Genomic DNA, 26,070 nt, shown 5'->3' with positions numbered 1-26,070 from the left:
AAAGACAGTCCATGCCTTCCACGAAAGCCGTCGACCTCGCCGCCCATCCGCTGACCGCGTGGCAAGGGCCGCTGAGCCTGCCCGATTTCACCCGCATCGGCGACGACGACTTCTCCCCGGTCTTCGACGCGGCACTGAAGGCGCATGAAGCCGAAATCGAAGCGATCGCCGGCAACAAGGATGCGCCGACCGTCGAAAACACGCTGCAGGCGCTGGAACTCGGCGGCGAAGCGCTCGATCGTGTCTCGTCGATCTTTTGGTGCCGCGCCGGCGCCTACACTAATGAGACGATCCAGGCGCTGGAGCGCGACATCTCGCCAAAGATGTCCAGGCATTTCTCGGCGATCTCGATGAACGAGAGGCTGTTTGCCCGCATCGACGATCTCTACCAGCGCCGCGAGAGCCTGAAACTCGACGCCGAGACGCTGCGGGTGCTGGAGAAGACCTGGAAGGGGTTTGTTCGCTCCGGCGCCAAGCTTGACGCCGACGGCAAGAAGCGGCTGGCAAAGATCAGCGAGGACTTGTCTTCGCTTGGCACGACCTTCGGCCAGAATGTCCTTGCCGACGAGCGCGACTGGGCGCTGTTCCTCGACGAAGCCGACCTCGCCGGTCTGCCGGATTTTTTGAAGAGCTCGATGGCCGAGGCCGCCGAGATGCGCGGCCAGAAGGGGCGCTATGCCGTCACCTTGTCGCGCTCGATCTACGAGCCGTTCTCGACCTTCTCCGAACGCCGCGACCTGCGCGAGATCGCTTTCCGCGCCTTCACCATGCGCGGCCAGAACGGCGGCGCCACCGACAACTCATCCGTTGTGCGCGACATGCTGAAGCTGCGCGCCGAAAAGGCAAAACTGCTCGGCTACGGCTCCTTCGCCGCCCTGAAGCTCGACGACACCATGGCCAAGACCCCGAAAGCAGTGCACGCACTGCTTGATCCGGTCTGGGAAAAGGCGCTGGAAAAGGCGGCCGCCGACCAGACCGAACTGCAGCGGCTGGCGACCGAAGCCGGCAGCAATGAAAAATTCGCCGCCTGGGACTGGCGCTTCTACCAGGAGAAACTGCGCGCCGAAAAATTCGCCTTCGACGAGGCCGAATTGAAGCCTTACCTGCAGCTCGACCGGATCATCGAAGCCTGCTTCGACGTGGCAACCAAACTGTTCGGCATCACTTTCGAGGAAAAGCAAGGCATTGCCATATGGCATCCCGACGCGCGCGTGTTCGTGGTGAAAAATGCCGACGGCAGCGAGCGCGGCCTGTTCCTTGCCGACTATTTCGCACGGCCGTCCAAGCGCTCCGGCGCCTGGATGAGCGCGCTCAAGTCCGGCTACAAGCTTGGCCACGGCTCGAAGCCGGTGATCTACAACGTCATGAACTTCGCCAAGCCACCGGCGGGCGAGCCGGCTCTGCTGTCCGTCGATGAGGCAAAAACGCTGTTCCACGAGTTCGGCCACGCCCTGCACGGCATGCTGACCGACGTCACCTGGCCATCGGTCTCGGGAACTTCGGTCAGCCGCGATTTCGTCGAATTGCCCTCGCAGCTCTACGAGCACTGGCTGACCGTGCCGGCGGTTCTGGAAAAGCATGCGCTGCATGTGAAGACCGGCAAACCGATGCCGAAGGCGCTGCTCGACAAGATGCTGGCTGCGCGGACTTTCGGCGCCGGCTTCGCCACGGTCGAATTCACCGCTTCGGCGCTGATCGACATGGCCTATCACGCGCGGCCGGATGCGCCTGAAGCGCCACTTCGTTTCGAAGCCGAAACGCTTGAAAAGCTTGATATGCCGGACACCATCGCGATGCGCCATCGCACCCCGCATTTCGGCCATGTGTTTTCCGGCGACGGCTATTCGGCCGGCTATTACTCCTACATGTGGTCGGAAGTGCTCGACGCCGACGCCTTCGCCGCCTTCGAGGAGACGGGCGACCCGTTCAATCCGGCGCTGGCCGAGCGGCTGCGCAAGAACATCTACGCCGCCGGTGGCTCGAAGGACCCGGAAGAGCTCTACACGGCCTTCCGTGGCAAGATGCCTTCGCCGGACGCGATGATGGTCAAGCGCGGGCTGGTGTAATCCAGCCTCACACCTTCCACGGATCAGCCACCCGCGGCCAGATCGGCCGCGTCAGCTTGGTGTAATTGGTCACCGCCGGATTGCTCGGATACGAACTCGGCGCCGAGACATAGATGATCTCGGCGGCGATCGGCTCGAAGCCGGCGTAGAAATGATTGGTCGACTTGATCAGCAGCACGTCCTTGCTCATCGGATCGATGCCGATATTGGAAAAGATATCCGGTTCGAAGGTCTGCGTGCGATTGGTGTTGAGGATGATGTCGACCTCGGTGCCTTCGATGCGCACCAGCGCTGTTGGCCCGAGCGTCACCCGGCTTGGTCCGAAACTCTGCCAACCCTCGGCAACAGCCTTCAACACCCGCACGCGCGCGTCGATCGGCTCGCCGGCCTGCGGCCCTGCCTTGCCGCCGAAACGCAGGTCGATGACGGCGCCCTCGCCTGCCGCCAGGCAGAAGGTGACTGCGATCGGATCCCAGATCGTCGCCATACCGACACTGTTCAGGCCGCGCGCCAGCATCTGGCGCAGCACGACGGTGCCGTCGCCAGGCACGCCGCCGCCCGGATTGTCCCAGATGTCGGCGATGACCACCGGCCTGCCCGGATTGTCAGCGCGCACAGCCAGCGCCCGATCGATGCCGTCGGCGGCACTCAGCATGGTCATCGCCGTCTTTTCGCGCAGCGCGTAGAGTTCCCGCCCCAGCTGCTCCGCCAGCGCATCGCCCTTGGCCTTGTCGTTGTCGGTGACCACCAGGAGGCGCGTGCCCATTTCAGCCACGTCGGCCGCCATGAAGCCATGGATGACCGAGATCGACAGCACGCCATCCTTGCCGTGCAGCGCCTTGATGCGGTCGACGAAGGAGCGCATCGGCTCGCGGCTGGTCGGCAGCACCTGGATCATGCGGCAGTCGAAGGTCGAGATGACAGGCTTGATCTCACCACGCGCCGCGGCGAGGCCAAGCGCGACGACATGTTCACCGCGTTCGTAGAAATCGGTGTGCGGGAATTCGAGGAAGTAGGCCATGATGTCTGACGCCGCCACACGTTTCGGTGTCAGATGGCTGTGCGGATCGAATTCCGACGCGATCACGACCTTCGGCCCGACCATCTCGCGAACCCGCTCGAGCAGGTCGCCTTCGCAATCGTCATAGCCTTGCGCCACCATGGCGCCGTGCAGGCCGAGGATGACCGCGTCGACCGGCAGTGCCGCCTTGAGCTGGCCGAGGATCTCGTCGCGCAGCGCCTCATAGGTCTGCCGCTGCACCAGGCCGCCGGGCTCCGCCCAGGTGGCGGTACCCTCGATGACGGTCAGGCCTTCGGCCGCCGCGCGCCGGCGCAGGGCGACCATCGGCGACGAGCACAGCGTCGGCGTTTCCGGATGTTTGCCGGGTCCGGCATAGAAGGCCATCTCGAACGAGGCCCGGTCGGTCGGCACAGGCGAGAAGGTGTTGGTTTCCGTCGCCAGCGAGGCGGTGAAGATGCGCATGAAAGCTCCGTGGGCCTAGAGCAATTCCAGGAAAAGTGTGCAACGGTTTTCCGTCCGGAATTGCGTCAAAATAAAGAGATAGAGCGGTTACTTGACCGCCCCGAGCGCCAGCCCCCTGACGAGGTAGCGCTGCAGCCAGATGAACAGGATGGCCACCGGCAGGGTCGCCAGCAGCGTCGCCGCCATGACGTGGTGCCATTCGATGGTGTAGCGGCCGGCGACCAGCGAAAACACCTGGATCGGCAGCGTGTAGCTTTCCTGGCTGCGCAGCATGGTCAGCGCCACGACGAATTCGTTCCAGGCATTGATGAAGGTGAAGATCGCGGTCACCGCGATCGCCGGCAGGCAGAGCGGCAGGAACACCTTGCGCAGGGTCAGCCAGCGGCCGGCACCCTCCATCCAGGCCGCCTCTTCGAGATCGCGCGGGATGGTGTCGAAATAGCTCTGCAGCATCCACACCGTGAAGGCGACGTTGAAGGCCATGTAGATGAAGCCGAGCGCCGTGGTGCTCTCGACCAGGCCCCAGGCCGCCATCAGCCGAAACAGGCCAAGCACCAGCACGATCGGCGAGATCATCTGCGAGATCAGCAGAAACTGGCGCAAGGCGCCGTAGCCGGCAAAGCGGAAGCGCGACATCGCATAGGCGGCCGGAACCGAGATCAGGATGGCGCCGACGGTGGCGATGACAGACACGTAGAGCGAATTGAGCAGTGCCCGGCCGAAGCCGGTCGCCACCCACATGTCGGAGAAATTCGACCAGCGGAATTCACTCGGCCACCAGGTTGGCGACAACACTTCCTGCCTTGGCTTGACCGCGGTCAGGAACATCACCGCGAAGGGAAAGATCGTCACCACGATCAGCGGCGCCAGCAGCAGCCATGCAATGATCGAACGCCTCAGCTTACTCGTCATGCGCGTTGCTCCCGCATTGCCAACCGCACATAGATCATGGTGAAGACCAGCAATATGGCGAACATCACCAGCGACACCGCCGATGCTTCGCCCAGTTTGCCGATGCGAAAGGCCAGCTTGTAGAGGTGGGTGACCAGGATGTCGGTCGAATTGGCCGGCCCGCCCTGCGTCATCACCCAGATGATCGGGAAGGAATTGAAGACGTAGATTGTGTTGAGCACGATGGCGATGTTGATGAACGGCTTCAGCAGCGGAAAGGTGATCTCGCGGAACTGCTGCAGCGGTGTCGCGCCTTCGAGCGCCGCCGCCTCGTAGAGGTCGTCCGGGATCGACGACAGGCCGCCGAGGAAGATCGTCGTCGTGAACGGCACCGTCACCAGGATGCCGATCAGCACCTGCATCGGAAAGGCGGTCTCGGCGCTCGCCAGCCACTGGATGTTGTGATCGATGAGGCCGAGGCCGATCAGCGCCGAATTCAGCATGCCGCTTTCGCCGCTCAGTGCCCAGCGCCAGACCACAGCGGTCATGGTCAGCGACACCGCCCAGGGCAGCATGATGATGACACGGGCAATGCCGCGGCCATAGAAATCGGTGTTGAGGATCATCGCCACCGGGATTGACAGCAGCAGCGCGCCGCCGACGACCAGCACCGTCCACTGGCCGGTGCGCCAGAGCGCGGCCATGAAATCGGGATCGGCAAGCAGGCTAGCGAAATTGGCAAAGTCGTTGAATTCGCGAAGCTGGCCGAAGCGGCTGACTTCATGCGTCGAGATCTGGACCAGGTCCCACACCGGCCAGAAGATGACGACAGCCGCCAGGAACAGGCTGGGCAAGGTCAGGAGATAGGGCAAGAAGCGATTTTGCATCGGCTGACCTGCGCCTCGGCGCGGTGGATCTGAAGGTTCTGATTGAGCGACGCCCCTATCGGTCGCTCTAAAGCATGATGCCGAAAAGTGTGAAGCGGATTTCGGACGACATCATGCTCTATCTCTTGATTTAGAGGCGGATTCAGATTTCAGGTCGATTCGACCTGAAATCATCCGGCTCCAGGTGGAAATCAAGGTGTGGCGCGCCCCGCCTGAATGGGGCGCGCCACGGGCGCAGGGAGATACGCCCTATTTCTTGAGCACAGCGTTGGCCTTGGCCGCCGCGTCTTTCAACCCTGCCTCGGGATCGCCGCCGAGATAGATCTTCTGCATGGCGTCGGAGGTGATCTGGGCGACTTCTTCCCAGCCGGGGATGATCGGCGCGAAGCGGGCATCAGGCAGCAGCGCGGTGAACGCCGCCAGATCGGCGTTGTTCACATAGTAGTCCATTTTGGCTTCTTCCTTGTTCACCGGCAGGAAGCCTTCGCCTTGCGTGAACTTGGCACGCTGCTCGGTGGTGAACAGGAAATCGAGCAGCTTCCAGGCCTCGTCCTTGTTCTTGGAATTCTTGAACATGATGATGGAGTCGGTGACGCCATAGGTGCCCCGCGCACCGGTCGGTCCGGCCGGAATGGCCGCCACGCCATATTTCAGGCTCGGCGCCTCGTCCTTGATCTGGTTGGACAGGAAGGGTGCGGTGATCATCATGCCGACCTTGCCCTGCTTGAACAGGTTCTGCACATCCTCGCGGTTGTTGGAGGTGACACCGGGCTCGGTCAGGCCTTCGTCGATCATCGACTTGTAGAGCTTGGCGGCTTCAAGCGCGCCCGGCGTGCCGAGGCCGGAGGTGCCGTCCTTGTTGAGGATCTCGGTGCCCTGGGACCACATCGCATAATAGTAATAGACGTCGGTCTCGATCTCCTTGCCCTGCAGGCCGAAACCGAAGGTGCCGGACCCGAGCGCCTTGATCTTGCGCGCGTCTTCCTGCAGCTCGGTCCAGTTGGCCGGCGGATTGGCGATGCCGGCCTTCTCGAACAGCTCCTTGTTGTAGTACAGCGCGCGCGCCGAGGCCGCGATCGGCAGGCCGTAGGTCTTGCCCTCCATGATCGAGGGCGACAGGAAGGTGTCGATGAAGCGGCCCTTGAAGTCCGGGGTGATGTAGCTGTCGAGCGGCTCGGCGACATCCTGCTGGACGAAGTCGATCAGCCAGCGCGTGCCTATGATCGACAGATCGGCATTGGTGCCCGCGGTGATGTCGGTGGTCAGCTTCTGCAGCAGCACCTCCCACGGCACCACTTCGAACTTGACGGTGATGCCGGGGTTGGCCGCCTCGAATTCCTTCTTGACGCTTTCGAAATAAGGGCCAGTCTTGGCGCTGTACTCGGCGACGGTGACGCGCACCTCGCCCGCATTTGCCTGCGCCGCAAATGCCAGCATGCTCATTCCGGCCATCAGGCCGACAGTCCATTTTGCAAGGCTCATTTGATGTCTCCCATTTTGATTTCGCGCTTGCGCGCCTCTTCGCGACCAGCGCAGAAGATTTATGTGACTTTCCTACATTATCGATGATTTGAAGGCTTGCAAGCAGATTATTCTGTTGCTTAATTACATTTCGTGGGCTAGGCCTGATGCGACTGTCAGAGCTCCCGAAGGATGACGCACGGTGGTTTCGCGACCCAAGTTCGAAGGCAGGGCCAAGTTCGAAGGCAGGGCCGAGTTCGAAGGCAAGACTGTCGTGGTGACCGGTGCCGGCGGCGGTCTCGGCACGGCCATCGTGACGCTGATGGCGCAAAGGGGCGCCAGGGTCATCGGCTGCGACCAGTCCAGCGAAGCGTTGAAGAGCCCGCACCTTGCCTCCCGCCACGTCTTCGACCTTCTCGACCGGGCTACGATAGACGCGGCAATCGGCGCGATCCTCGACAGTGATGGCGTGCCCGACATTCTGATCAACAATGCCGGCTGGACACGCGCCGAGACGCTTTCCGCGCTCACCTCCGACAAGATCGAGCAGGAACTCAACCTCAACCTGACCGGCGTGATGACGTTCGCTGATCCGCTGGTCAAGGCGATGGCTGGCAGCGGCTCCGGCAGCGTCGTCTTCATCTCTTCGGTCAACGCCATCGCGCATTTCGGCAATCCCGCCTATGCGGCGGCCAAGGCCGGCATCAACGCCTATGCCAAGGCGATCGCCGTCGAGCTCGGCCGCAGCGGCTTGCGCGCCAATGTCGTCTGCCCCGGATCGATCCGCACCGCCGCCTGGGATCATCGCTTGGCCAAGGATCCCGAAATCCTCGGCAAGCTGCAGCGGCTCTATCCGCTCGGCCGCATCGTCAACGCTTCGGAAGTGGCCGAAGCCGTCGCCTTCCTTGCGTCCGATCGCGCATCGGGCGTAACAGGCGTGGTGATGCCGGTGGACGCGGGACTGACGGCCGGTTGCCTGCCGTTCATCGACGACATTCTGGGAGCGTGACCATGACCGACGTCGAGTTCCGCGACCTGTCGAAATCCTTCGGGCAGCACAAGATCCTCGAGAACGTCAGCCTCGATATCAAGAGCGGCGAGTTCGTCGTGTTGGTCGGGCCATCCGGCTGCGGCAAGTCGACCTTGCTGCGCATGCTGGCCGGGCTGGAGATGATCACCTCCGGCGACCTCATGATCGGCGGCGTGCGCGCCAACGGATTGCCGCCGCAGCAGCGCAACATCGCCATGGTGTTCCAGTCCTATGCGCTGTTCCCGCATCTGAAGGCATCGGACAATATCGGCTTTGGCCCGAAGATCCGTGGCGAAGCGCGCGCAGTGGTAGACGAAAAGGTCAAGAAAGCGTCCGGCGTCCTCAATCTCTTTTCCTATCTCGACCGCTATCCCCGCCAACTGTCGGGCGGCCAGCGCCAGCGTGTTGCCATGGGCCGCGCCATCGTGCGCGAACCGTCGGTGTTCCTGTTCGACGAGCCCTTGTCCAACCTCGACGCGCAATTGCGCGTGCAGATGCGCGTCGAGATCAAGGCGCTGCACCAGCGGCTGAAATCGACGATCGTCTATGTCACCCACGACCAGATCGAAGCCATGACCATGGCCGACCGGATCGTGGTGATGAACCTCGGCAAGATCCAGCAGGTCGGCGCGCCGCTGGAGCTCTATGACCGGCCGGCCAACAAGTTCGTCGCCAGCTTCCTCGGCTCCCCGTCGATGAGCTTTGTGTCCGGTTCGCTCAAGGCAACGCCAGAGAAAACCTGGTTCGAGTCGGCCGGCGGCGGACGGCTTGCGCTTGCCGGCAGACAGGTGCCGGCGGGCAGCGCGGTGGAGGCCGGCATCCGGCCCGAGCATTTTGTCATCGGTGAGGCTGTCGACGCGATGGCCATCAAGGTGGATGTCGTCGAGCCAACCGGCTCCGAAACCCATGTCTATGGCGCCATCGGCACCGATACGGTGCGTGCCGTGTTCCGCGACAGGGTGCCGGTCAGGCCGGGCGACGTGCTGCCGGTGAGCGTCGATCCCGGCAACATCCACCTGTTCGACAAGGCAACGGGCCTGCCCGTATGAAAACACGGATATGAAAACGCCGACCGACATCATCACGCGCCTGCAACTGATGTCGCAGGACGGCACGAAGTCGGATCGCAAGCTGGCGGCCTTCGTGCTTGCCGACCTCGATCTCGTCTCCAAGGCGGCGATTTCGGAAATTGCCGCGCGCGTCGGTGTCAGCGAGCCGACGGTGACCCGGTTCTGCCGCAACCTCGGTTGCGAGGGCCTGCGCGATTTCAAATTCTATCTGGCGCAAGCCATCGCCATCGGCGGCCAGTATCTGTCGCCGGAGCCGTTGAGTCGCGACGCCCGCGAACAGCGTATTGCTTCCGCCATCACCGAAGCCGCGATTGCCGCCATCCAGCGCGCCAGCGAAAACCTCGACATGACGACGCTGGTCGCCGTCGCCGCGCGGATTGCCGTTTCCGGCAACGTGCTGTGCATCGGATCGGGTGGTATTTCGTCGATGATGGCGACCGAAATGCAGAACCGGCTGTTCAGGCTGGGTGTGTCGGTGCTGGCGCAGATCGACGGACAGTTGCAACGCATGTACGCCGCCGTAGCCACGACAGACACCACGCTGATCGCCTTTTCGGTTTCCGGCTATGCGCGATCGGTCATCGATGCGGTGCAGGTCGCCCAGCAATATGGCGCCACCACCATCGCCATCACCTCGCCGGACTCGGCACTCGCCAAAGCGGCCGACACGGTCATCCATTTCCAGTCGCTCGAGGATGGCAACATCTACAAGCCGACATCGTCGCGCTATGCGCTGCTGTCGATCGTCGACATGATCGTCACGTCGGTCGCCGAGACGCGCGGACCGAGGGTTCTGGAAAATTTGCGCCGCATCAAGCAGAGCGTGAACACGTTGAAGGTCGACGATCCCCGCCTGCCGCTGGGGGATTGAACCTGCATCGAAGGCATCAGGACTGCAGGCCAAGCGCCTCGATGCCTTTCGCCAGCATCGCCGGATCGCCTACAATGCGCACGGTCTTCAGCCGGGCGGTGCCGCCGGCGACAATCGACACGGCGGACGCCGGCACGCCCAGCGCCTTGGCGATCAACTTTTCGAGTGCTTTGTTGGCGGCACCGTTTTCCGGCACGGCGCGGACGCGGGCCTTCAGGTGGCTTCGCCCGTCTGCCGCGGTCTCGACGCCTTCGAGCCTGTCCAGCGCAGCCCTTGGCGTCAGCCGCACAAACAGATCGACACCGTTTTCGCGCGGGCAAAACGGCGCGCTCACAGGTTGGCTGCCTCAGACGACCAGCGACAGCACGGTGGTCAGCAGGAACTGCCGAAGGAAAAACAGGATCAGCAGCAGGATGATCGGCGAAATGTCGATGCCGCCAAGGTCCGGCATGAAACGGCGAATCGGCCGCAACGCCGGCTCGGTCAGCCGGTAGAGCATGTTGCCGATGCTGCCGACGAACTGATTGCGCGAGTTGACGACGTTGAAGGCGTAGAGCCAGGAGAAGATCGCCGAGGCGATGATGACCCACCAGTAGAGGTCAAGCGCCATGACGATTGTTTGAATGAGGGCGATCATGCCGGTCTCCGATTGTTGCCGACATGTAGCCATTGCGGGCGAAACCGGCAAGGGCCGCCTTCCCGCGCGCGCCGGCCCGACGCCTGGCGACCATGGATTTCGGCAAAACGCCGCCTTGACAGGAAAGCGCGGCGCCCGATAAATGCGCCCATCCGCTGGACGGGGCTGTAGCTCAGCTGGGAGAGCGCGTCGTTCGCAATGACGAGGTCAGGAGTTCGATCCTCCTCAGCTCCACCAGTGGAATAATCGATTTTCTGCTCTCCACGCCAAGAGGAAAGCGCGACGTTCGCCATGGCTCGCCTGCGGGCGATATTTGTTGTGCCAGCGCGCCTTCGAAGGCCGCGGCGCAATACTGCGCCCTTGTCTGGCGTTATCCGGCTAAAACTGTTGTCAATTGGACTTATGACCGAAGCCTCCCGGCGATTGTTTCCATTTTCTTTGGAAGCTGCCCCATTAGATTGACGTTACCAAATCAGTTTTTTCTGTGCGTTGCGACAACGGCGTTTCGGCGGGGGCGACCGAAGACGCTATATGGATTTTCGAATCGAAATGAAAATTCGCCTGCGGAAGCAAAGACGTGTCAATTCGCGAGAATCTCGCTGCAAACCTTAGACGCCTCTGCAAGGATCACGCCTCGGTAAGTGCGGTATGTCGTGAGTTGGGCATCAACCGCACGCAGTTCGAACGCTACCTGCAAGGGCAGACGGTTCCGAACAAGGCCACTGCCAAGCTGATATGCGACTACTTCCGGATCGACGAAGCCGAATTGTACCGGGATCCCGGCGTGCCCGAAGCCAGGGGGCGCGGGCTGCCGCCGATTTCCGAGAGCCTGTTCAACCAGATGATCCGCCCTCCCAGTCCATCGATCGCGGGAGGCACCTATTTCACCTATTTTTCGATCCCGGCCCGCCCTGATCTCTTGATGCGATCGGTGACCTTCGTGCGGCGCGAAGCCGAGTTGGTCACCTTCAGAAGGGTCACCGGCTGGTCGGAACGGCGGGGATCGACCTGGGCGCGGGCGCGCGGCAACCACTATGGGGTGGCGATCTCGCGTCTGAACTGGATCTATTTCAGCGGCATCAATCGCCGCCAGACCGGCGAGCCGTCGCTGATCTCCGTGCAATGGGCTCCCATCTCCGAACCGGTGCTGACAGGCAAGGCCATGCTTCTGACGGAGGCCGGGCCGGCATTCGTGTCCGTCATCATGCGGCGCGACATAGCCAACATCCGCCCCAGGGATGCCATCGGCATGGCGCATGTCATCAGGCTCGACGATCCTGATGTCGACCAGCTGGTGGTCGGCCTCACCCGGGACGGGCTGGGCTAACCCCTTGGCCATGGGCCCGCTTACGCTAAATAAGAATAAGAATATACCGAAAGAGCGTATGCCAACGATTGTCTACTCCGTATCTGAATAAAATCGATATTTTACACTTTAGCGTCAGGAAATATAATTCACCAGGTCGTCGTTAGAGCACAGAATTACTGCAATTTTAACAAACCATTAACTCTTTCGACCTTACCTTTCTTGTCGTGGATCCCGTTTTTGGGGGTCTTTCAGCGGATCCCGATGGGGTCAGGAAAGGGATGAATATGGCCAAGAAAGTGAACACCGCTCCGAAGCTGACGATTGCCGCCGGCACGCAGACCGTCTTCTTTTCGCAGGGCATGCACTACAACAAGCGCTGAAATCGTTCAGCGCCGGCGAGCGGTTCGCTTGTCGGCGCCCGATCTATGCCTTGACCATCTCAACCCCGCAAACAAGCCCGTCTTCGGCGGGCCAATCGATCAATTAGTCGGCTCAGTATGTTCAGTAACGCCTTCCTTGAGGCCAACCAGAAGACAGGAGCAGCACGTGCCAAATCAATCCTTACGTCAGTCCGAGATCGATAGCCTTCAATACATTTCGTCGATGACCAATGAGCTCGTGCAGATGGCCGAAGCAAGCCGTTTTCCCATGATCTCCTATCTGCTGGGCATGGCCTATGCCGAAGCCTTCGACGTCCTTCGCGGCGCACGGCCGGCCAGGCATGCGCAGCTCAGCGGCAACCCTCTGCACCCCAAGACGCAGGCGAAAGACCATCGCGCTCATGCGAGGAGAGCGTAGCGGCATGCAATCGTCAGCCGCATGCGCGGTGGCAGGCTCGACCTTCCGGCCAAACCGCTGGGAGACACTGTGCGCGTTGCAAAGCCTGCTGCCGCTGCTGAAAAAGGCCGCCACGGATCTTGGCCGCCCCGACATGATCTACTGGTTCGAACAGGCCGATGCCGAGGTCGCCAACATCATCAAGGGCAGGCCGACCGATACGACCGCCATTCCGGCCTTGATCATTTCCTGCCCGCAGGACCGGCATCCGGTCGCATAGGCCCAAGGCGTTTCAGTGTTTGATTGAATCGCCGAACCCGCTCTAACCGTTTGTTTTTACGCAATTCCAGGCGGAAAACCGCCGCGCACTTTTTCCGGCAATTGCCCGAGGGGACCTTGCGATGAATATGATCGTCAACATCAAGAGCGTCGACGCCAGGGAGAACCTTTTCAGCCGGCTCGACACCTTGATTGCAGGCGACCGTCATCGCCTGACGCCGCGCGGGTCGAGGCCCGCCAGCTCGTCTCGATGGCGATTGCCGACAGCTGCCAGGCCGACAGTCTCTGGGGCGCTGTGGATGCCTTTCACGCTCACTTCGATTTCATGATGCAGACCATCGAGATCAACGGTGCCGATGATCCGAACCTCAGCATCCTGCGCACGAAATGCCGATTCTATATCGAACAGGTCGAGGCTCTGTGCCAGTCGCTGAGCTATTGATCGACCGAGTCTGCTCCAAGGTCTGTTCAGATTCTGGTCAGGCCGAGCCGAGAATGGCGGGTTCCGAGAACCGGAGCGGAGCGTACTTTTGGGTACGTGAGCACCGGAAGCGCAGGTATCAGCCGTTCGTAGGCCGGCCGCACCTCAATATCAACAGATCTTAGTTGCGTAGGCTGAACACGAACGGCGCTGTGCGGCTTTGGCGCGCGCCGAGTTCCGGCGGCGGTGCCGGCACGGTGGCGCCTTGCAGCACGGCCAGTGCCGCACGGTCGAGGTCGGCATCCCCGGAGGAACGGGTGAGCCTGGCAGACAGGACCCGGCCGGACGAGTCGACCGTGAAGGCGACATACGGTTTGCCTTCCACGCCTCGAGCCTTGGCCGAACTGGGATAGCGCGTGTGCCGCTTGATCCAGGCCCCCAGACGGGAATCCCATTTGCTGGAGTCGCCGGATCGCGACGTCGGTTCCGCCGCCTTCGGCGCGGCCGTCTTCACAGCCGGCTTTGCATCGGCGCTGGCGACACTTGCCGTCTTCGGCGGCGCCGCCTTCTCCTTCTTGGGCCGCGGCTTGGGCTTGTCGACAGGCTTCTTCGCCCTGGCTTCGACCGGTTTCTTGTCCTTGGGCGGCTCGACTGGTTTCGACTGCGGCAAAGGAATGACCACGTCGGGCGCAACAGCCTCGACAATATCCGGGACGACCTCGTCCGGCGGCGGCTGGTCGACCTGTTGAGCCATCTCGGTCCGGGTGGGTTCGGTCTCGTCGGGTGGGACGGCTTCCGGGTGGTCGACAACCGGTTCCGCCTTCTCGACCGGGTCTTCGGGCGTCGGCTCGGTCTGATCTGATGTCACCGCGTCCAGCGCGGCAACCTGTTCCTGGACGGCCGGCATCACCACCATCGGCGCCATCTCGATCACCTGGGCCGGTGGCTGGCCGCCGTCGGCTTCGTTGACCATGCTGAAATTCTGCACGGCATAGGCGACTGCGACATGGCCTCCAAGGACCAGCGCGGCCGCACCCGCCCACAAGCCAAGGTCGCGCCAGCTGAAGCGCGACAACTCGGCTGTGGGCAAGGCGGCCGCCGGCGTCATGGTGCCACCGCTCCGCTGGTGGCGGGCGCCGGAGCATCGGCCGCGGGAACCGTCTCCAGGCCGACCAGCGCGATCTTCAGATAGCCCGCTCCGCGCAGCAGGTTCATCGCCTCCATCAGGTCGCCATAGGCGACCACCTTGTCGGCGCGCAGGAAGATGCGCGTCTGTTTGTCGCCCTTTGTCCTGCCGTCCAGCGTCGCGGCAAAAATCGGGCGTGGTACGGTATCGTTGCCGATCGCCAGCGTCAGATCGTCCTTCAGGGTCAGGAACAACGGTGTTTCCGGCCGCGGCGCGGGCGTTGCGGTCGAGCCCGGCAGATCGACATTGACATCCACCGTCGCCAGCGGTGCGGCGACCATGAAGATGATCAGCAGCACCAGAATGACATCGATGAACGGGGTGACATTGATCTCGTGGCTTTCCTCGAGATCGTCATCCATGGTCTGTCGGATTCTGCTTGCCATGGCGTTGCTCCGCTAGTCCGCCGTCATCATTCCGCGGCCATCGCCGTTGCCGGCGCGACGGTGCGGAAGTCGAGATCACGGCTGACCAGCCGCTCGATGCCCGCCGAGGCATCGGCGACGATCTGCCGGTAGCCGGCTATCGAGCGGGCAAAGACGTTGTAGATGACGACAGCCGGTATCGCTGCGACGAGGCCCATCGCCGTGGCCAGCAGCGCCTCGGCGATACCGGGCGCCACCACTGCGAGATTGGTAGTCTGCGCCTGCGAGATGCCGATGAAGGCGTTCATGATGCCCCAGACGGTGCCGAACAGGCCAACGAAAGGCGCGGTCGAGCCGATCGTTGCCAGCACGCCGGTGCCGCGCGACATGCGCCGCGACGCCGCCGCCTCGATGCGTGACAGGCGCGAGGTGACCCTCTCCTTCAGCCCGTCGCCCGAGACATGATCGAGCGCACCGGTCGAAAGCGCGGTCTCTTCCTCGGCCGCCCGCACCAGCAGCGCGCCGGGGCCGCCGCTGCGGTCGAGCGCACGGCTGGCCTGCTTCAGCGTGGCGGCATCGCCGATCGCCCGCACGGCGCGACGGATGCGCAGCTTGCCGGCGAAAATCTCAAGCGATTTGGCCAGCCATATCGTCCAGGTGACGAGGGAGGCGAAGGCCAGTCCGATCATCACCGCCTTGACGATGATATCGGCCGCCATGAACATGCCCCACGGCGACAGATCATGCGGCAAGGTCAGTTCCATCGCCATCGAAGGTCCGGCCTCGGCCGGCGCTGTCGTGTTCGGCTGGGTGCCGGGTTGCTGTTGCGCGAGCGGGGCGACTGCCGGCGCGGCGGGAGCAGCGGGTGCCGACATGGCTGGCGCGGCACCGGTCGGTTGCTCCTGGGCCGTCGCACTGCCGGCCGACAGGATCACGGATGCGACCAAAGCCGCCAACAAACCATTTCTCGACAACAGCTTCTTCCTTGTTCTCACAGCGGCCAGCCGCCTTCTATTCCCCGCCACATCTCGTCACTGCACATAGCCGACGGGTTGGCCGGTGACGGGGTGCGCGAACACGCCCATCTCCACGCCGAAGATGCCTTTCAGCACATCGCTGCGCATGATTTCGCCGGGCGTGCCGCGTGTCAGCAGCTTGCCGTCCTTCAGCGCGATCAGCTCGTCGCAATAGCGCGCCGCCATGTTGGGATCGTGCAGCACGACGACGACGCAAAGGTCGCGTTTGCGGCTGAGATCCCTGACCAGCCCGAGCACCTCGACCTGATGGGCGATGTCGAGCGCCGAGATCGGCTCGTCGAGCAGCATGACGCCGGCGTTCTGCGCCACCAGCATGGCGAGCCAGGCGCGCTGGCGCTCGCCGCCGGACAATTCGTCCACCAGCCTGTCCGCGAAACCCTCCATGTCGGTCAGGACCAGCGCCTCGTCGACATGCTGCCTGTCCTCCGCGCGGAAACGGCCAAGCGCGCCATGCCAGGGATAGCGCCCGAGCGTCGCCAGTTCGCGCACCGTAAGACCGGTCGCCGCCGGCGTCGTCTGCGGCAGATAGGCCAGCGCACGGGCGAGTTCGCGGGCGCCCCATTGCAGCAGCGGTCGCTTGGCGAAAGTGATGGCGCCTGAGCTTGCCGGTTGCTGGCGCGCCATCAGCTTGATCAGCGTCGACTTGCCCGACCCGTTATGGCCGATCAGCCCGTAGACGCGCGAGCGCTCCAGTTCGAGCGAAACCGGACCGAGCAGCGTCCGCTCGCCGACGGCAAAGCGCACCGCGTCGATATGGAAGGCAGTCTGGGCATCAACTCCCGCCACGGTCATGGGCTTCTCTCCAGTGCGGCCGCTCGTATTTCCAGATTCTGGTTTCGGCAGGCCGATGCCCGGGTTGACTATAAAACATGACCTACTAGTCAACATTGAAGATGACTGCAACAATCAACAATTCGTCGCGACCGTCATATCGACGCGAATTCGGATCCGCGCCGGCGGCATCTGCCGGCGGCTGCACGCCCAGCATCTGGTGTCGTCGGGTTGATGCAAAGTGGCTGGAGCAATTCCAGGAAAAGTGTGAAACGGTTTCCCGTCCGGAATTGCGTCAGGGCAAACTCGAGTGCCGGTCCGAAAACTGGGAGCCAAAGATGATCAAGGCGACGCCCTTCGACTTTCCCTATGACGGCAGGCTGGTGGCCGAAAACACCGCGCTTGTCGTCATCGACCTGCAGCAGGATTTCCTGTCGACGACGGGCTATTTCGCCAGGCAGGGATATGACCCCTCGCCGCTGAGGGCGATCCTGCCGACCGTGAGCCGGCTGATCGCCGCCGCGCGCAAGGCCGGCGTCAGGGTCATCCACACAAGGCAGGGCTATCGGGCCGACATGGCCGACATGACGCCTTACGAGAAATGGCGCCGCAAGCGCGCCGGTCTCGAAGGCACCGAAATCCTGCTTCGCTCGGGCCCTGGGTTTCAGATCGTTCCGGAGATCGATATGGCGCCGCAGGACATCATCGTCGACAAGACCTGCAACAGCGCCTTCACCTATACGGATTTCGAGCTTGTCCTGCGCGCGCAAGGCATCACGCATCTGATGTTTTCCGGATGCACGACGGATGTCTGCGTCCACACCACGCTGCGCGAGGCCTGCGACCGCAACTTTCAGTGCCTGACGATTTCCGATGCCTGTGCCAGCGGCGACAGACAAGCGCACGAGGCGGCGTTGCACATGGTGACGGTCGAGGACGGCGTGTTCGGCACGCTGGCCGAGTCCGCCGCCGTCATCGAAGCCCTGTCGCGGCTTGGCGACATGCCGGAAACAGCAAAAGGCTGACGAAAGCCTCAGCCCGCGGCGCGCGTCTCCAGACTCGAGCGGGACGCAAACGCCCCGGGCTGGAAGGCGTCGGTTTCGCGACGCGCCAGCGAATTGCGCAGCAGGGCGATCGTTTCACGGCCGACGGTCGCGATCTCGCGCGGCGAGTCGACGCCGACAATCATGAATTCATCGATCCCGAGAGCCGCATAGGCAAGCAGCGACAGGGCGGCCTGGGCCGGCGGCCCGGCAACATCGACCGCCTTGTGGCTGGTGGCGGAAGCACTCTGGTGGATCCTGACCGGAAGCGCAAAGCGCAGTTTGCCGGCCCGGCCGTGCTCGGCGGCGGCGCCGCGCACCCGCTCCATCAACTGCCGGACTTCGTCGATCGAGCCTGGCGCCAGTTCGAAGACATCGGCATGCCGGCCGGCCACCTCGAGCGCCGTTCCGGACTGCCCGCCCATGCGGATGACCAGGTCGGCACCGTGCGGACCCTTGCGCGGCACATAGCCGCCCTTGATGCTGTAGAACGCGCCTTCATGGTCGAACGGCCGGTCGTTCAACCACAGTCGCTTCAGCAGCACCAGATATTCATCGATGCGCTGCCAGATGACGGTGTGCCCGACCGGGCGCGTTTCGGCATCGTCGTCGTTGAGCGGTTCGCTGATCATCCTGAGCGCCAGCCGTCCACCGCTTTTCCTGTCGATCGACGCCAGTTGGCGGGCCGCCACCGTCGGTTCGACCACACCTGCCCAGTGGGTGAGCACGACTTCCAGCGACGACGTGCGCTCGAGCACCTGGGCAGCGAGATCCATATTGGTCAGCAGCCCGGCCGTATCGTCGACGACGATCTTGCGGAAACCGCCGTCCTCGATCAGCCCGAGCTTGGTCGCGGTCTCGGCAAAGTCGTAGAAAAAGGGAACGGCGGCCCCAGCGGGATGAGTCTTTCCGGGAACATGCGTGAACTCGATCGGCATTGCCATCTCCTCCATCACTGGAATCATTGATGCGGTGAAATTCGGATCCCCAGCCGCGCGCAGGCGCACCGGCGGTCCGGTTCATTCAACTCCGATTACCTGAAAGCGGTGGGCGGCTAACCCCGGTCGATCTGACGACTCAGGGAATGAGGCCCAGAACAACTGCCCCGGTGAACACGAACGCAAGGGCAAAGACGAGATAGGCGAAGGCACCGGCATAGGCCGGGCGAAAGGCCTGGGCATTGGCCAGCCTCTGGCCGCTGCGGTCCGTCTGGGCGTTCTGGATATAGGACATATCGACCTCCGTCTCGCTGGTTAATCTATAAAACTTGTAGACTTTGTCGATTGCTATTTTTTGGCGATAGGCAGAAAGATTTTCTGATATCGAGCCGGAAATTGGCAGAAGATTGCTTAGATGGTGTGTTTTGGCCACCGATCCACATGGCCTGCCCGCGTTGCTCCCGGCCTTGAATGGACCTATGGCCTTGTCCCCGCTGCACCCAATTCGTGCATTGGCCGCCCGGAGCGGGCGGGATAGCATCGCCCAGTGAGCGCATGGGAAATCGTCCAACAGGGGGAGCAGAAAAATGGGCACGAGACTGGCCGGCAAGGTCGCCATCATTTCAGGCGGTGCAACGGGAATGGGCGGCGCGGCCTCGGAGCTGTTCGCCGCGGAAGGCGCCAAAGTGGCGATCATCGATCGCAATGAGGAAGCAGCTGCCGCAACCGCGGCGGCGATCCGCGCGCGGGGGCATATAGCCGAATATTGGGTGGCCGACGTGTCCGATGAAGCCCAGGTCGAGGCGGCCGTGAAAGGCGCGACCGAAAAACTCGGCCCGGTCACCGTGCTGTTCAACCATGCCGGCACGATCGTCATCAAACCCTTCCTGGAGACGACGGTGCAGGAATGGGACTGGCTGCATGCCGTCAATGTGCGCTCGATGTTCCTGATGACGCGCGCGGTGCTGCCCGGCATGATATCAGCCGGCGGCGGTTCGATCGTCTGCACCTCGTCGATCTCGGCGGTGGCGGCGACGCCGATGGAGGTGCTCTACGACACCACCAAGGGCGCCTGCCATATGTTCGCCCGCGCCATCGCCGTCGAGTTCCGCGACCGCAATATCCGCTGCAATGCGGTCTGCCCAGGCTTCATCCGCACACCGCACGGCCTGCGCGAGGTTGCCGATCTCGGCCGGCTCGGCGTCGACGTCTCCGACGCGGCACTGGCGGCGCAGCAGGGCCGCATCGGCGAGCCGGAAGAGGTGGCCAAGGCAGCGCTCTACCTGGCCAGCGACGAGGCCAGCTTCGTCAACGGCACGCATCTGTTCGTCGACAATGGCTTTACCGCGATGTGATCAGCCGGACGCTGACAGCCCTGGCTGTCAGCGCTCCTCGCGTCGAAACGGCTTGAGCAGCGCTGATGGCGCCACCGCATTGCGCGACATCACGGCCATGGCGACAATGGTGAAGATGAAAGGCAGCATCAGGAACGCCTCGTAGGGGATATGCCCGAGCCCGCTCGCCTGCATGCGCAACTGCAAGGCATCGACAAAGGCGAACAGCAGCGCCGCCCCCGCCGAGCGCCACGGATCCCAGCGGCCGAAGACGACCAGCGCGATCGCCACCCAGCCGCGCCCCGACACCACGCCAAAGGTGAAGGCGTTGAACTGCGCCATCGACAGGAAGGCACCGGCCAGCCCCATCAGCGCACCGCCGAGGATCACCGCCTGGAAACGGGTCGCAATGACGCTGACGCCGGCCGAATCGGCGGCACGCGGATTCTCGCCGACCATGCGCACCGACAGACCCCATGGCGTGCGGTAGAGCACGAAGGCGGCCAGCGGGATGGCCAGGATCGCCATGTAGACCAGTGCAAACTGGTTGAACACCGCCGGCCCAAGCACCGGAATGCTGGAAAGCACCGGGATCGGCAGCGTCTCGAACCCCTTGATGCTAGGCGGCACCGATTGCTGGCCGAAGATCAGCCGGTAGAGAAAATAGGCGAGCCCCGACGAGAACAGCGTGACACCAATGCCGCAGACATGCTGGCTGAGGCCCAGCGCCACCGTGAACAGTGCATGCAGCGCGCCCATCAACATTCCCGTCAGCACCGCCGCCAGCACGCCGAGCCACAGGCTGCCGCTGAGGCTGGTGGCTGTGAAGCCGGTCATTGCCGAGAGCAGCATGATGCCTTCGATGCCGAGATTGAGCACGCCGGCGCGCTCGGAGAACATTTCGCCGAGCGTCGCAAACGCCAGCGGCGTGGCGATGCGGATGATGGCGGCGAGGAAGCCGACCTGAAAGATCTGTTCGAACACCGCGCTCATCGGGCGGCTCCGACGCGGCGGATGCGATAGGCGGTGAACAGCAGTGCCACCAGCATGGCGAGCAGCGCCGTGCCCTGGATGACATCACTGAGGAAGGCTGGCACGCCGGTCGCGCGCGACATCGCCTCGGCGCCGGTCATCACCGCGGCCAAGAAGATCGCCGCCGGCACCACGCCCAACGGATTGAGCCGCGCCAGCATGGCGACGACGATGCCCGAATAGCCGTAGCCCGGCGAGATGTCGCTCATCACCTGGAAATGCACGCCGCCGACTTCGCCGACCCCGGCCAGCCCGGCGAGCGCGCCGGACAGCAGCGCGGTCGAGATCAGCACCCGCTCGACGTGGATGCCGCCATATCTAGCCGCTTCGGGATTCTCACCGGTGACCCTGATCCTGAAGCCGAGCGTCGTGCGCACGATCAGGAACCAGATCAATGGCGCCGCCAGCAGCGCCACGACAACACCGAGATGCAGTCGCGTGCCTTCGAGCAGGACCGGAAAGTTCGCCGAATCCTCGATCGGCGGCGAGATCGGATAGCCGCTGAAACTATCCTTCCACGGCCCTTCGATCAGCGCCATCAGCGCATAGTAGATGACCGAGTTGAGCAGCAGCGAGCTGACCACGTCATCGACCTTGAATTTCACCCGCAGCGTCGCTGGCACCAGGGCGACGGCAGCGCCTGCGGCGGCCCCGGCAACTGCCATCAACAGCATGGCGAGCGGCCCCGGCATCGGTATGGCGCCGACAAAGCAACCGGCGACCGCGCCGGCCAGCAACTGTCCCTCGGCGCCGATATTCCAGAATTTTGCCCGGAAGGCGACGGCCACCGCCAGCCCGGTGAAGATCATCGGCGCGGCACGCACCATCGTTTCGGTGATGGCGTAGCTGTCGCCGAGCGAAGCGGTGAACATCACACCATAGGCTTCGAGGACGCCGGCGCCGGCCAGCGCGATCAGGCCGCTGCACAGGACAAGCGTCGCCGCGATCGCCAGCAGCGGCAGGGCCAGGTTGAACCAGGCGGGCGCCGAGGTGCGGACTTCCAGGCGGAACATCAGCTGTGGCCCTCCGCGCCGGTCATCATCAGCCCGAGCCGTGCCACAGTCGCATCGGCGCTGTCGAGCGTGCCGGCGATGCGGCCCTCATACATCACCGCGATGCGGTCGCAGAGCACCAGCAGCTCTTCCAGATCCTCACCGATGACGATGATGCCGCAGCCCTTGGCGCGCATGTCGAGGAACTTTTCGTGGATGAAGCGGGCAGCACCGATGTCGAGCCCACGCGTCGGCTGCGACACGATCAGCACCTTCGGATCGAAGGCGAGTTCGCGCGCCAGCAGCGCCTTCTGCAGATTGCCGCCGGACAGTGCCCCTGCGCGGGTCATCGGACCGGGGCAGCGAATGTCATAGGCCTTGATCTGCGCCTCGGCGAAGGCACGGATCGCATCCGGCTTGAGCAGGCCTTTGTTGCTGAACGCCGCCGTGCCGATGCGCGGCAGCACCATCGAATCGGCGAGCGGCAGATTGGTGACCAGACCCGTCGTCATGCGGTCTTCCGGGATGCGGCCGAGGCCGAGCGCCTGAACCTCGCGCGGCGAATACCCAGACACTTTCTGGCCGGCGATCGTCATCCGGCCTGCATCGGGCACACGCGTGCCCGAGATCACTTCCGCAAGCGCCCGCTGGCCATTGCCCGAGACACCGGCAATGCCGAGGATCTCGCCGGCGCGGACGGAAAGCGACACGTCGCGCAGCGCCGTGCCCGAATGCTGCGATGTCGAAATGCCATCGAGCGTCAGCACCGCCGTACCAGGCGTCGACGGCCCCCTCGCCGGCGGCACGATCTCATGCCCGCACATCAGTTGCGCCATTGCGGCCGACGTCGTGTTGGCCGGGTCGTCGACACGGCCGGCGACGCGGCCGAGCCGCAGCACCGTGCAGCGATGCGTCAGCGCCCGCACCTCGTTGAGCTTGTGCGAGATGAAGATGATGCCAAGACCCTGCGCCGCCATCGACCGCAACGCCGAAAACAGTCCGTCGACTTCGCTCGGCGCCAGCACCGCCGTCGGCTCGTCGAGGATCAAGAGCCTGGCACCGCGAAACAGCGCCTTGACGATCTCAAGCCGCTGCTGCTCGCCGACTGACAGCGCCGATACCGGCAGGTCGGGATCGAGCGTCAGCCCATGCTGGCGGCCGATTTCCAACAGCCGGACCAGCCCGCCGGCGCGGTCGATCCGGCCCGATCTGCCGGGAATGCCTATGAGCAGGTTCTCCAGCACCGTGAGCCTTGGCGCCAGATGGAAATGCTGGTGCACCATGCCGATACCGGCGGCCAGCGCATCGGCCGAACTGGTGATCCGCACCGGCTGGCCTTGGATCAGGATCTCGCCGGCGTCGGGCGCATAGGCACCGAACAGCACGTTCATCAGCGTCGTCTTGCCGGCGCCATTCTCTCCCAGCAGGCCGAGGATCTCGCCCGGCGCGACGGTAAGATCGACAGCCTCGTTCGCCTTGACGGCGCCGAAGCTCTTGGTGATGCCGCGCATTTCGATGAGTGGGGCGGGCAAGGCGGAATCCTGATGGTGTTGGCGCGACTCTTCACCCTCCCCTTGTGGGGGTGAGAAGCGGTCCGCGCAGCGGACGAAAAGCCAATTGCTTGGCTTCTCGAGCTTCGAACGCCCTGAGCCTGCGAAGGGCCGGGCGTTGAGTTGCCGGGTCCCCGCTGCTCTGCAGCGTCCCGGCGTTCGCTGGCCTTTCATCGTGCCACCGGCACGATGAATTCGCCTGCGGCGAACCGGCTGCTCACCCCCACAAGGGGGAGGGTTAAAGAATTCAATCCGAAACCGGCGTGTTCTCGTCGACGTCGACGCGGAAATTGCCTTCGAGGATTTCGGCCTTCTTCTTCTCGACCAGATCCTTGACGTCGGCGGGCAGCGTCTTGTCGAACTTGTGGTAGGGCGCGAGATGCGAGCCGCCCTTGGCCATGCGCGAGAAATCGCCATAGTCCTGCGCCGTGAAGACGCCGGCCTTGACCAGCTTGATCGCCTGTTCGACCGTCGGATACATGTCCCAGACCGGGCCGGTGATGACCGTGTCGGGGCCGAGGCTCGACTGGTCGGACATGTTGGAGATGGCGAGGATCTTCTTGTCCACCGCCGCTTCGATGACGCCGAAACGCTCGGCATAGATGACGTCGACACCGGCGTCGATCTGGGCGACGGCCGCTTCCTTGGCCTTCGGCGGATCGAAGAAGGAACCGATGAAGGCGACCTTCTTCTTGATGTTGGGATTGACCTCCTTGGCGCCGGCGAAGAAGGCGTTGACCAGCCGGTTCACTTCCGGAATGCCCATCGCCGCGACGGCGCCGATCGTGCCCGACTTCGACATCTTGCCGGCGATCATGCCGGACAGATAGGCCGGCTCATGGATCCAGTTGTCGAAGACGCCGAAATTCGGCTCGGCCGGACCGGCGCCGGAGCCGAACAGGAAGGCGGTCTTCGGGAACTGCTTGGCGGTGCGGCGCGATTCACGCTCGGCCGCGAAGGCATCGCCCAGCACCAGCTGGTAGCCGCCTTGCGCATATTCGCGCATGACGCGGCTGAAATCGGCGGTCTGCACTTTTTCCGACCATTTGTATTCGATGCCGAGTTCCTTCTCGGCCTTCTGCAGGGCGACATGGATCTGGTTGTCCCATGGCTCCTCGATCGGCGTGGCGAAGATCGCCGCCACCTTCAGCTTCTTGTCCTTGGCGAAGGCGGCGCCCGGCAGCATCGCCGCAACCAGGCCAAACGCGCCCAGTTCAAGCACGTTGCGGCGCGAAAGCCCTTCGCGTTTTATCTGGAATCTATTCTTCGGATTTTCCATTGCATTCCCCTCTGTTCGACAGCCGTGTCGAGCCGGCCGTTCGTGAAAATGTCAGACAGGAAACTATGGAACGGGTCCGGACTTTTGTCCACACGGTCAAATTTGACCGCGCCTGAATCAGCCTCGATCTTGGCCGACCAAGAAGAGCTGCCGATCAAACCCGTTCGAGCGCGATCGCTATGCCCTGGCCGACGCCGATGCACATGGTCGCCAGCGCATAGCGGCCGCCGCGTTCGCGAAGCTCCAGCGCCGCGGTGCCGGATATGCGGGCGCCCGACATGCCCAAGGGATGGCCGAGCGCAATGGCGCCGCCATTCGGATTGACGTGCTCAGCATCCTCGGCAATGCCGAGCTGGCGCAGCACGGCGATGCCTTGCGAGGCAAAGGCTTCGTTGAGCTCGATGACATCGAACTGTTTTGGGGTCAGGCCAAGCCGCGCGCAGAGCCTCTGCGTCGCCGGCGCCGGGCCGATGCCCATGATGCGCGGCGCCACTCCGGCGGCAGCACCGCCAAGGATGCGGGCGATTGGCGTCAGGCCATATTTCTTGACGGCCGCTTCAGAAGCAACGATCAACGCCGCCGCCCCGTCATTGACGCCGGAGGCATTGCCGGCAGTCACCGTGCCGCCTTGCCGGAACGGCGTCGGCAATTTGGCCAACGCCTCGATCGTGGTGCCGGCGCGAGGATGCTCGTCCTTGGAGACGACCACCGGATCGCCTTTGCGCTGCGGGATCGTCACCGGCGTGATTTCCTTGGCCAGCCGGCCATTGGCTTGTGCCGCGACAGCCTTGTCCTGGCTGCGCACGGCAAAGGCATCCTGGTCGGCGCGTGACACCGAAAAATCCTCGGCGACGTTCTCGCCGGTCTCCGGCATCGAATCGACGCCGTATTGCTTCTTCATCAGCGGATTGACGAAACGCCAGCCGATGGTGGTGTCATAGATCTCGGCGTTGCGCGAAAACGCCGCGTCGGCCTTGGGCATGACGAAGGGTGCCCGGCTCATCGATTCGACGCCGCCGGCGACCATCAGTTCCGCCTCGCCGGCCTTGATGGCCCGTGCCGCAATGGTCAGCGCATCCATGCCCGAGCCGCACAGGCGATTGACGGTCGAGCCCGGGATCTCCTTCGGCAGCCCGGCCAGCAGCAGCGCCATGCGCGCCACGTTGCGGTTGTCCTCGCCGGCCTGGTTGGCGCAGCCATAGATGACATCGTCGACCGCTTGCCAGTCGATGCCGGGATTGCGCTCGACCAATGCTCTCAAGGGTATGGCGCCGAGATCGTCGGCACGCACCGAGGCCAGCGAGCCGCCGAAGCGGCCGATCGGCGTGCGGATGTAGTCGCAGATATAGGCCTCGGCCATG

Annotated in this window: 27 protein-coding genes and 1 tRNA gene; 11 read left to right on the top strand and 17 right to left on the bottom strand. The window is 63.5% G+C overall.

The window, feature by feature from the left end; all coding sequences use genetic code 11:
- The first annotated feature begins 11 nt into the window (after window positions 1-11).
- On the top strand, window positions 12-2,066 hold the full coding sequence (locus tag ACFSOZ_RS06320) for a M3 family metallopeptidase (RefSeq protein ID WP_379094807.1): 2,055 nt from the start codon (window positions 12-14) through the stop codon (window positions 2,064-2,066).
- Between the two features lie 7 nt (window positions 2,067-2,073).
- Here ACFSOZ_RS06320 and ACFSOZ_RS06315 read toward each other — a convergent pair whose 3' ends face one another.
- The 4 genes from ACFSOZ_RS06315 to ACFSOZ_RS06300 form a co-directional block, all read right to left on the bottom strand.
- The gene (locus ACFSOZ_RS06315; RefSeq protein ID WP_379094804.1) at window positions 2,074-3,549 is read right to left on the bottom strand and encodes a M81 family metallopeptidase; all 1,476 of its coding nucleotides are present in this window, start codon (window positions 3,547-3,549) and stop codon (window positions 2,074-2,076) included.
- Between the two features lie 87 nt (window positions 3,550-3,636).
- A complete protein-coding gene (locus tag ACFSOZ_RS06310) occupies window positions 3,637-4,461 on the bottom strand; it encodes a carbohydrate ABC transporter permease (RefSeq protein WP_379094801.1) in 825 nt (274 codons plus the stop codon).
- Window positions 4,458-5,327 (bottom strand): carbohydrate ABC transporter permease, encoded by an 870-nt coding sequence (locus ACFSOZ_RS06305; protein ID WP_379094798.1) that lies wholly within the window; start codon window positions 5,325-5,327, stop codon window positions 4,458-4,460. The genes ACFSOZ_RS06310 and ACFSOZ_RS06305 overlap by 4 nt, the downstream gene beginning before the upstream one ends.
- Before the next feature lie 249 nt (window positions 5,328-5,576).
- Complete coding sequence (locus ACFSOZ_RS06300) at window positions 5,577-6,809, bottom strand: ABC transporter substrate-binding protein (protein ID WP_379094795.1); 1,233 nt, start codon at window positions 6,807-6,809, stop codon at window positions 5,577-5,579.
- A gap of 181 nt (window positions 6,810-6,990) precedes the next feature.
- Between ACFSOZ_RS06300 and ACFSOZ_RS06295 the strand changes: the two genes are divergently transcribed.
- The 3 genes from ACFSOZ_RS06295 to ACFSOZ_RS06285 are packed head-to-tail and all read left to right on the top strand — an operon-like array spanning window position 6,991 to window position 9,759.
- Entirely contained in the window at window positions 6,991-7,797 is an 807-nt protein-coding gene (locus ACFSOZ_RS06295; protein WP_379094792.1) for an SDR family NAD(P)-dependent oxidoreductase, read from the top strand.
- A 2-nt stretch (window positions 7,798-7,799) separates the two neighbouring features.
- Window positions 7,800-8,867, top strand: coding sequence for an ABC transporter ATP-binding protein (locus ACFSOZ_RS06290; RefSeq protein ID WP_379094789.1), 1,068 nt, complete (start codon window positions 7,800-7,802; stop codon window positions 8,865-8,867).
- Window positions 8,868-8,877: 10 nt separating this feature from the next.
- Window positions 8,878-9,759 (top strand): MurR/RpiR family transcriptional regulator, encoded by an 882-nt coding sequence (locus ACFSOZ_RS06285; protein WP_379094786.1) that lies wholly within the window; start codon window positions 8,878-8,880, stop codon window positions 9,757-9,759.
- Between the two features lie 16 nt (window positions 9,760-9,775).
- Here ACFSOZ_RS06285 and ACFSOZ_RS06280 read toward each other — a convergent pair whose 3' ends face one another.
- Both ACFSOZ_RS06280 and ACFSOZ_RS06275 read right to left on the bottom strand, forming a co-directional pair.
- Window positions 9,776-10,093: a DUF167 family protein gene (locus ACFSOZ_RS06280; protein ID WP_379094783.1), complete on the bottom strand. Its 318-nt coding sequence runs from the start codon at window positions 10,091-10,093 to the stop codon at window positions 9,776-9,778.
- Between the two features lie 12 nt (window positions 10,094-10,105).
- The gene (locus ACFSOZ_RS06275) at window positions 10,106-10,396 is read right to left on the bottom strand and encodes a YggT family protein (RefSeq protein WP_091576245.1); all 291 of its coding nucleotides are present in this window, start codon (window positions 10,394-10,396) and stop codon (window positions 10,106-10,108) included.
- Between the two features lie 161 nt (window positions 10,397-10,557).
- Between ACFSOZ_RS06275 and ACFSOZ_RS06270 the strand changes: the two genes are divergently transcribed.
- The 5 genes from ACFSOZ_RS06270 to ACFSOZ_RS06250 all read left to right on the top strand — a co-directional run bounded on the left by ACFSOZ_RS06270 (window position 10,558) and on the right by ACFSOZ_RS06250 (window position 13,203).
- Window positions 10,558-10,633: transfer RNA gene (locus tag ACFSOZ_RS06270), tRNA-Ala, on the top strand.
- 340 nt (window positions 10,634-10,973) lie between these two features.
- Entirely contained in the window at window positions 10,974-11,723 is a 750-nt protein-coding gene (locus ACFSOZ_RS06265) for a helix-turn-helix domain-containing protein (RefSeq protein WP_379094780.1), read from the top strand.
- Window positions 11,724-12,251: 528 nt separating this feature from the next.
- Window positions 12,252-12,503, top strand: a complete 252-nt coding sequence (locus ACFSOZ_RS06260) for a hypothetical protein (RefSeq protein WP_379094777.1) — start codon at window positions 12,252-12,254, stop codon at window positions 12,501-12,503.
- Between the two features lie 4 nt (window positions 12,504-12,507).
- Complete coding sequence (locus tag ACFSOZ_RS06255) at window positions 12,508-12,762, top strand: hypothetical protein (RefSeq protein ID WP_379094774.1); 255 nt, start codon at window positions 12,508-12,510, stop codon at window positions 12,760-12,762.
- Window positions 12,763-13,011: 249 nt separating this feature from the next.
- Complete coding sequence (locus tag ACFSOZ_RS06250) at window positions 13,012-13,203, top strand: hypothetical protein (RefSeq protein ID WP_379094771.1); 192 nt, start codon at window positions 13,012-13,014, stop codon at window positions 13,201-13,203.
- 160 nt (window positions 13,204-13,363) lie between these two features.
- Here ACFSOZ_RS06250 and ACFSOZ_RS06245 read toward each other — a convergent pair whose 3' ends face one another.
- From ACFSOZ_RS06245 to ACFSOZ_RS06230, 4 genes are read right to left on the bottom strand one after another with little or no spacing between them, the layout of a single operon-like run.
- A complete protein-coding gene (locus tag ACFSOZ_RS06245) occupies window positions 13,364-14,290 on the bottom strand; it encodes a TonB family protein (RefSeq protein ID WP_379094768.1) in 927 nt (308 codons plus the stop codon).
- On the bottom strand, window positions 14,287-14,754 hold the full coding sequence (gene exbD / locus ACFSOZ_RS06240) for a TonB system transport protein ExbD (protein ID WP_379094765.1): 468 nt from the start codon (window positions 14,752-14,754) through the stop codon (window positions 14,287-14,289). The genes ACFSOZ_RS06245 and exbD overlap by 4 nt, the downstream gene beginning before the upstream one ends.
- A 26-nt stretch (window positions 14,755-14,780) precedes the next feature.
- Window positions 14,781-15,707: a tonB-system energizer ExbB gene (gene exbB / locus ACFSOZ_RS06235; RefSeq protein ID WP_379094762.1), complete on the bottom strand. Its 927-nt coding sequence runs from the start codon at window positions 15,705-15,707 to the stop codon at window positions 14,781-14,783.
- A gap of 57 nt (window positions 15,708-15,764) precedes the next feature.
- On the bottom strand, window positions 15,765-16,562 hold the full coding sequence (locus tag ACFSOZ_RS06230; protein WP_379094759.1) for an ATP-binding cassette domain-containing protein: 798 nt from the start codon (window positions 16,560-16,562) through the stop codon (window positions 15,765-15,767).
- Window positions 16,563-16,879: 317 nt separating this feature from the next.
- On the opposite strand from ACFSOZ_RS06230, the gene ACFSOZ_RS06225 reads away from it, so the two are divergent.
- Window positions 16,880-17,566, top strand: a complete 687-nt coding sequence (locus tag ACFSOZ_RS06225; RefSeq protein ID WP_379094756.1) for a cysteine hydrolase family protein — start codon at window positions 16,880-16,882, stop codon at window positions 17,564-17,566.
- An 8-nt stretch (window positions 17,567-17,574) separates the two neighbouring features.
- Here the strand turns inward: ACFSOZ_RS06225 and ACFSOZ_RS06220 are convergent, their stop codons facing one another.
- A complete protein-coding gene (locus ACFSOZ_RS06220; protein WP_379094753.1) occupies window positions 17,575-18,522 on the bottom strand; it encodes an LLM class flavin-dependent oxidoreductase in 948 nt (315 codons plus the stop codon).
- Between the two features lie 139 nt (window positions 18,523-18,661).
- Window positions 18,662-18,817 (bottom strand): hypothetical protein, encoded by a 156-nt coding sequence (locus tag ACFSOZ_RS06215; RefSeq protein WP_111548454.1) that lies wholly within the window; start codon window positions 18,815-18,817, stop codon window positions 18,662-18,664.
- Window positions 18,818-19,109: 292 nt separating this feature from the next.
- Here ACFSOZ_RS06215 and ACFSOZ_RS06210 point away from each other — a divergent pair, with 292 nt between their 5' ends.
- Window positions 19,110-19,877, top strand: coding sequence for an SDR family NAD(P)-dependent oxidoreductase (locus tag ACFSOZ_RS06210; protein WP_379094750.1), 768 nt, complete (start codon window positions 19,110-19,112; stop codon window positions 19,875-19,877).
- 27 nt (window positions 19,878-19,904) lie between these two features.
- On the opposite strand, the gene ACFSOZ_RS06205 is transcribed toward ACFSOZ_RS06210, so the two are convergent.
- From ACFSOZ_RS06205 to pcaF, 5 genes are all read right to left on the bottom strand, one after another.
- A complete protein-coding gene (locus tag ACFSOZ_RS06205; RefSeq protein ID WP_378921209.1) occupies window positions 19,905-20,849 on the bottom strand; it encodes an ABC transporter permease in 945 nt (314 codons plus the stop codon).
- Complete coding sequence (locus ACFSOZ_RS06200; protein ID WP_379094747.1) at window positions 20,846-21,901, bottom strand: ABC transporter permease; 1,056 nt, start codon at window positions 21,899-21,901, stop codon at window positions 20,846-20,848. Before ACFSOZ_RS06200 ends, ACFSOZ_RS06205 begins: the two co-directional genes overlap by 4 nt.
- The gene (locus ACFSOZ_RS06195) at window positions 21,901-23,412 is read right to left on the bottom strand and encodes an ABC transporter ATP-binding protein (RefSeq protein ID WP_379094745.1); all 1,512 of its coding nucleotides are present in this window, start codon (window positions 23,410-23,412) and stop codon (window positions 21,901-21,903) included. The genes ACFSOZ_RS06200 and ACFSOZ_RS06195 overlap by 1 nt, the downstream gene beginning before the upstream one ends.
- 265 nt (window positions 23,413-23,677) lie before the next feature.
- Window positions 23,678-24,709, bottom strand: a complete 1,032-nt coding sequence (locus ACFSOZ_RS06190; RefSeq protein WP_379094742.1) for a BMP family protein — start codon at window positions 24,707-24,709, stop codon at window positions 23,678-23,680.
- A 154-nt stretch (window positions 24,710-24,863) separates the two neighbouring features.
- On the bottom strand, window positions 24,864-26,069 hold the full coding sequence (pcaF, locus tag ACFSOZ_RS06185; protein WP_379095000.1) for a 3-oxoadipyl-CoA thiolase: 1,206 nt from the start codon (window positions 26,067-26,069) through the stop codon (window positions 24,864-24,866).
- Between the last annotated feature and the right edge of the window lies 1 nt (window position 26,070).

The sequence above is a fragment of the Mesorhizobium newzealandense genome (assembly GCF_042682145.1).
GTDB lineage: Bacteria > Pseudomonadota > Alphaproteobacteria > Rhizobiales > Rhizobiaceae > Mesorhizobium > Mesorhizobium newzealandense.
The sequence above is the reverse complement of the archived record's forward strand: the minus strand, read 5'-3'. Positions and strand labels throughout refer to the sequence as shown.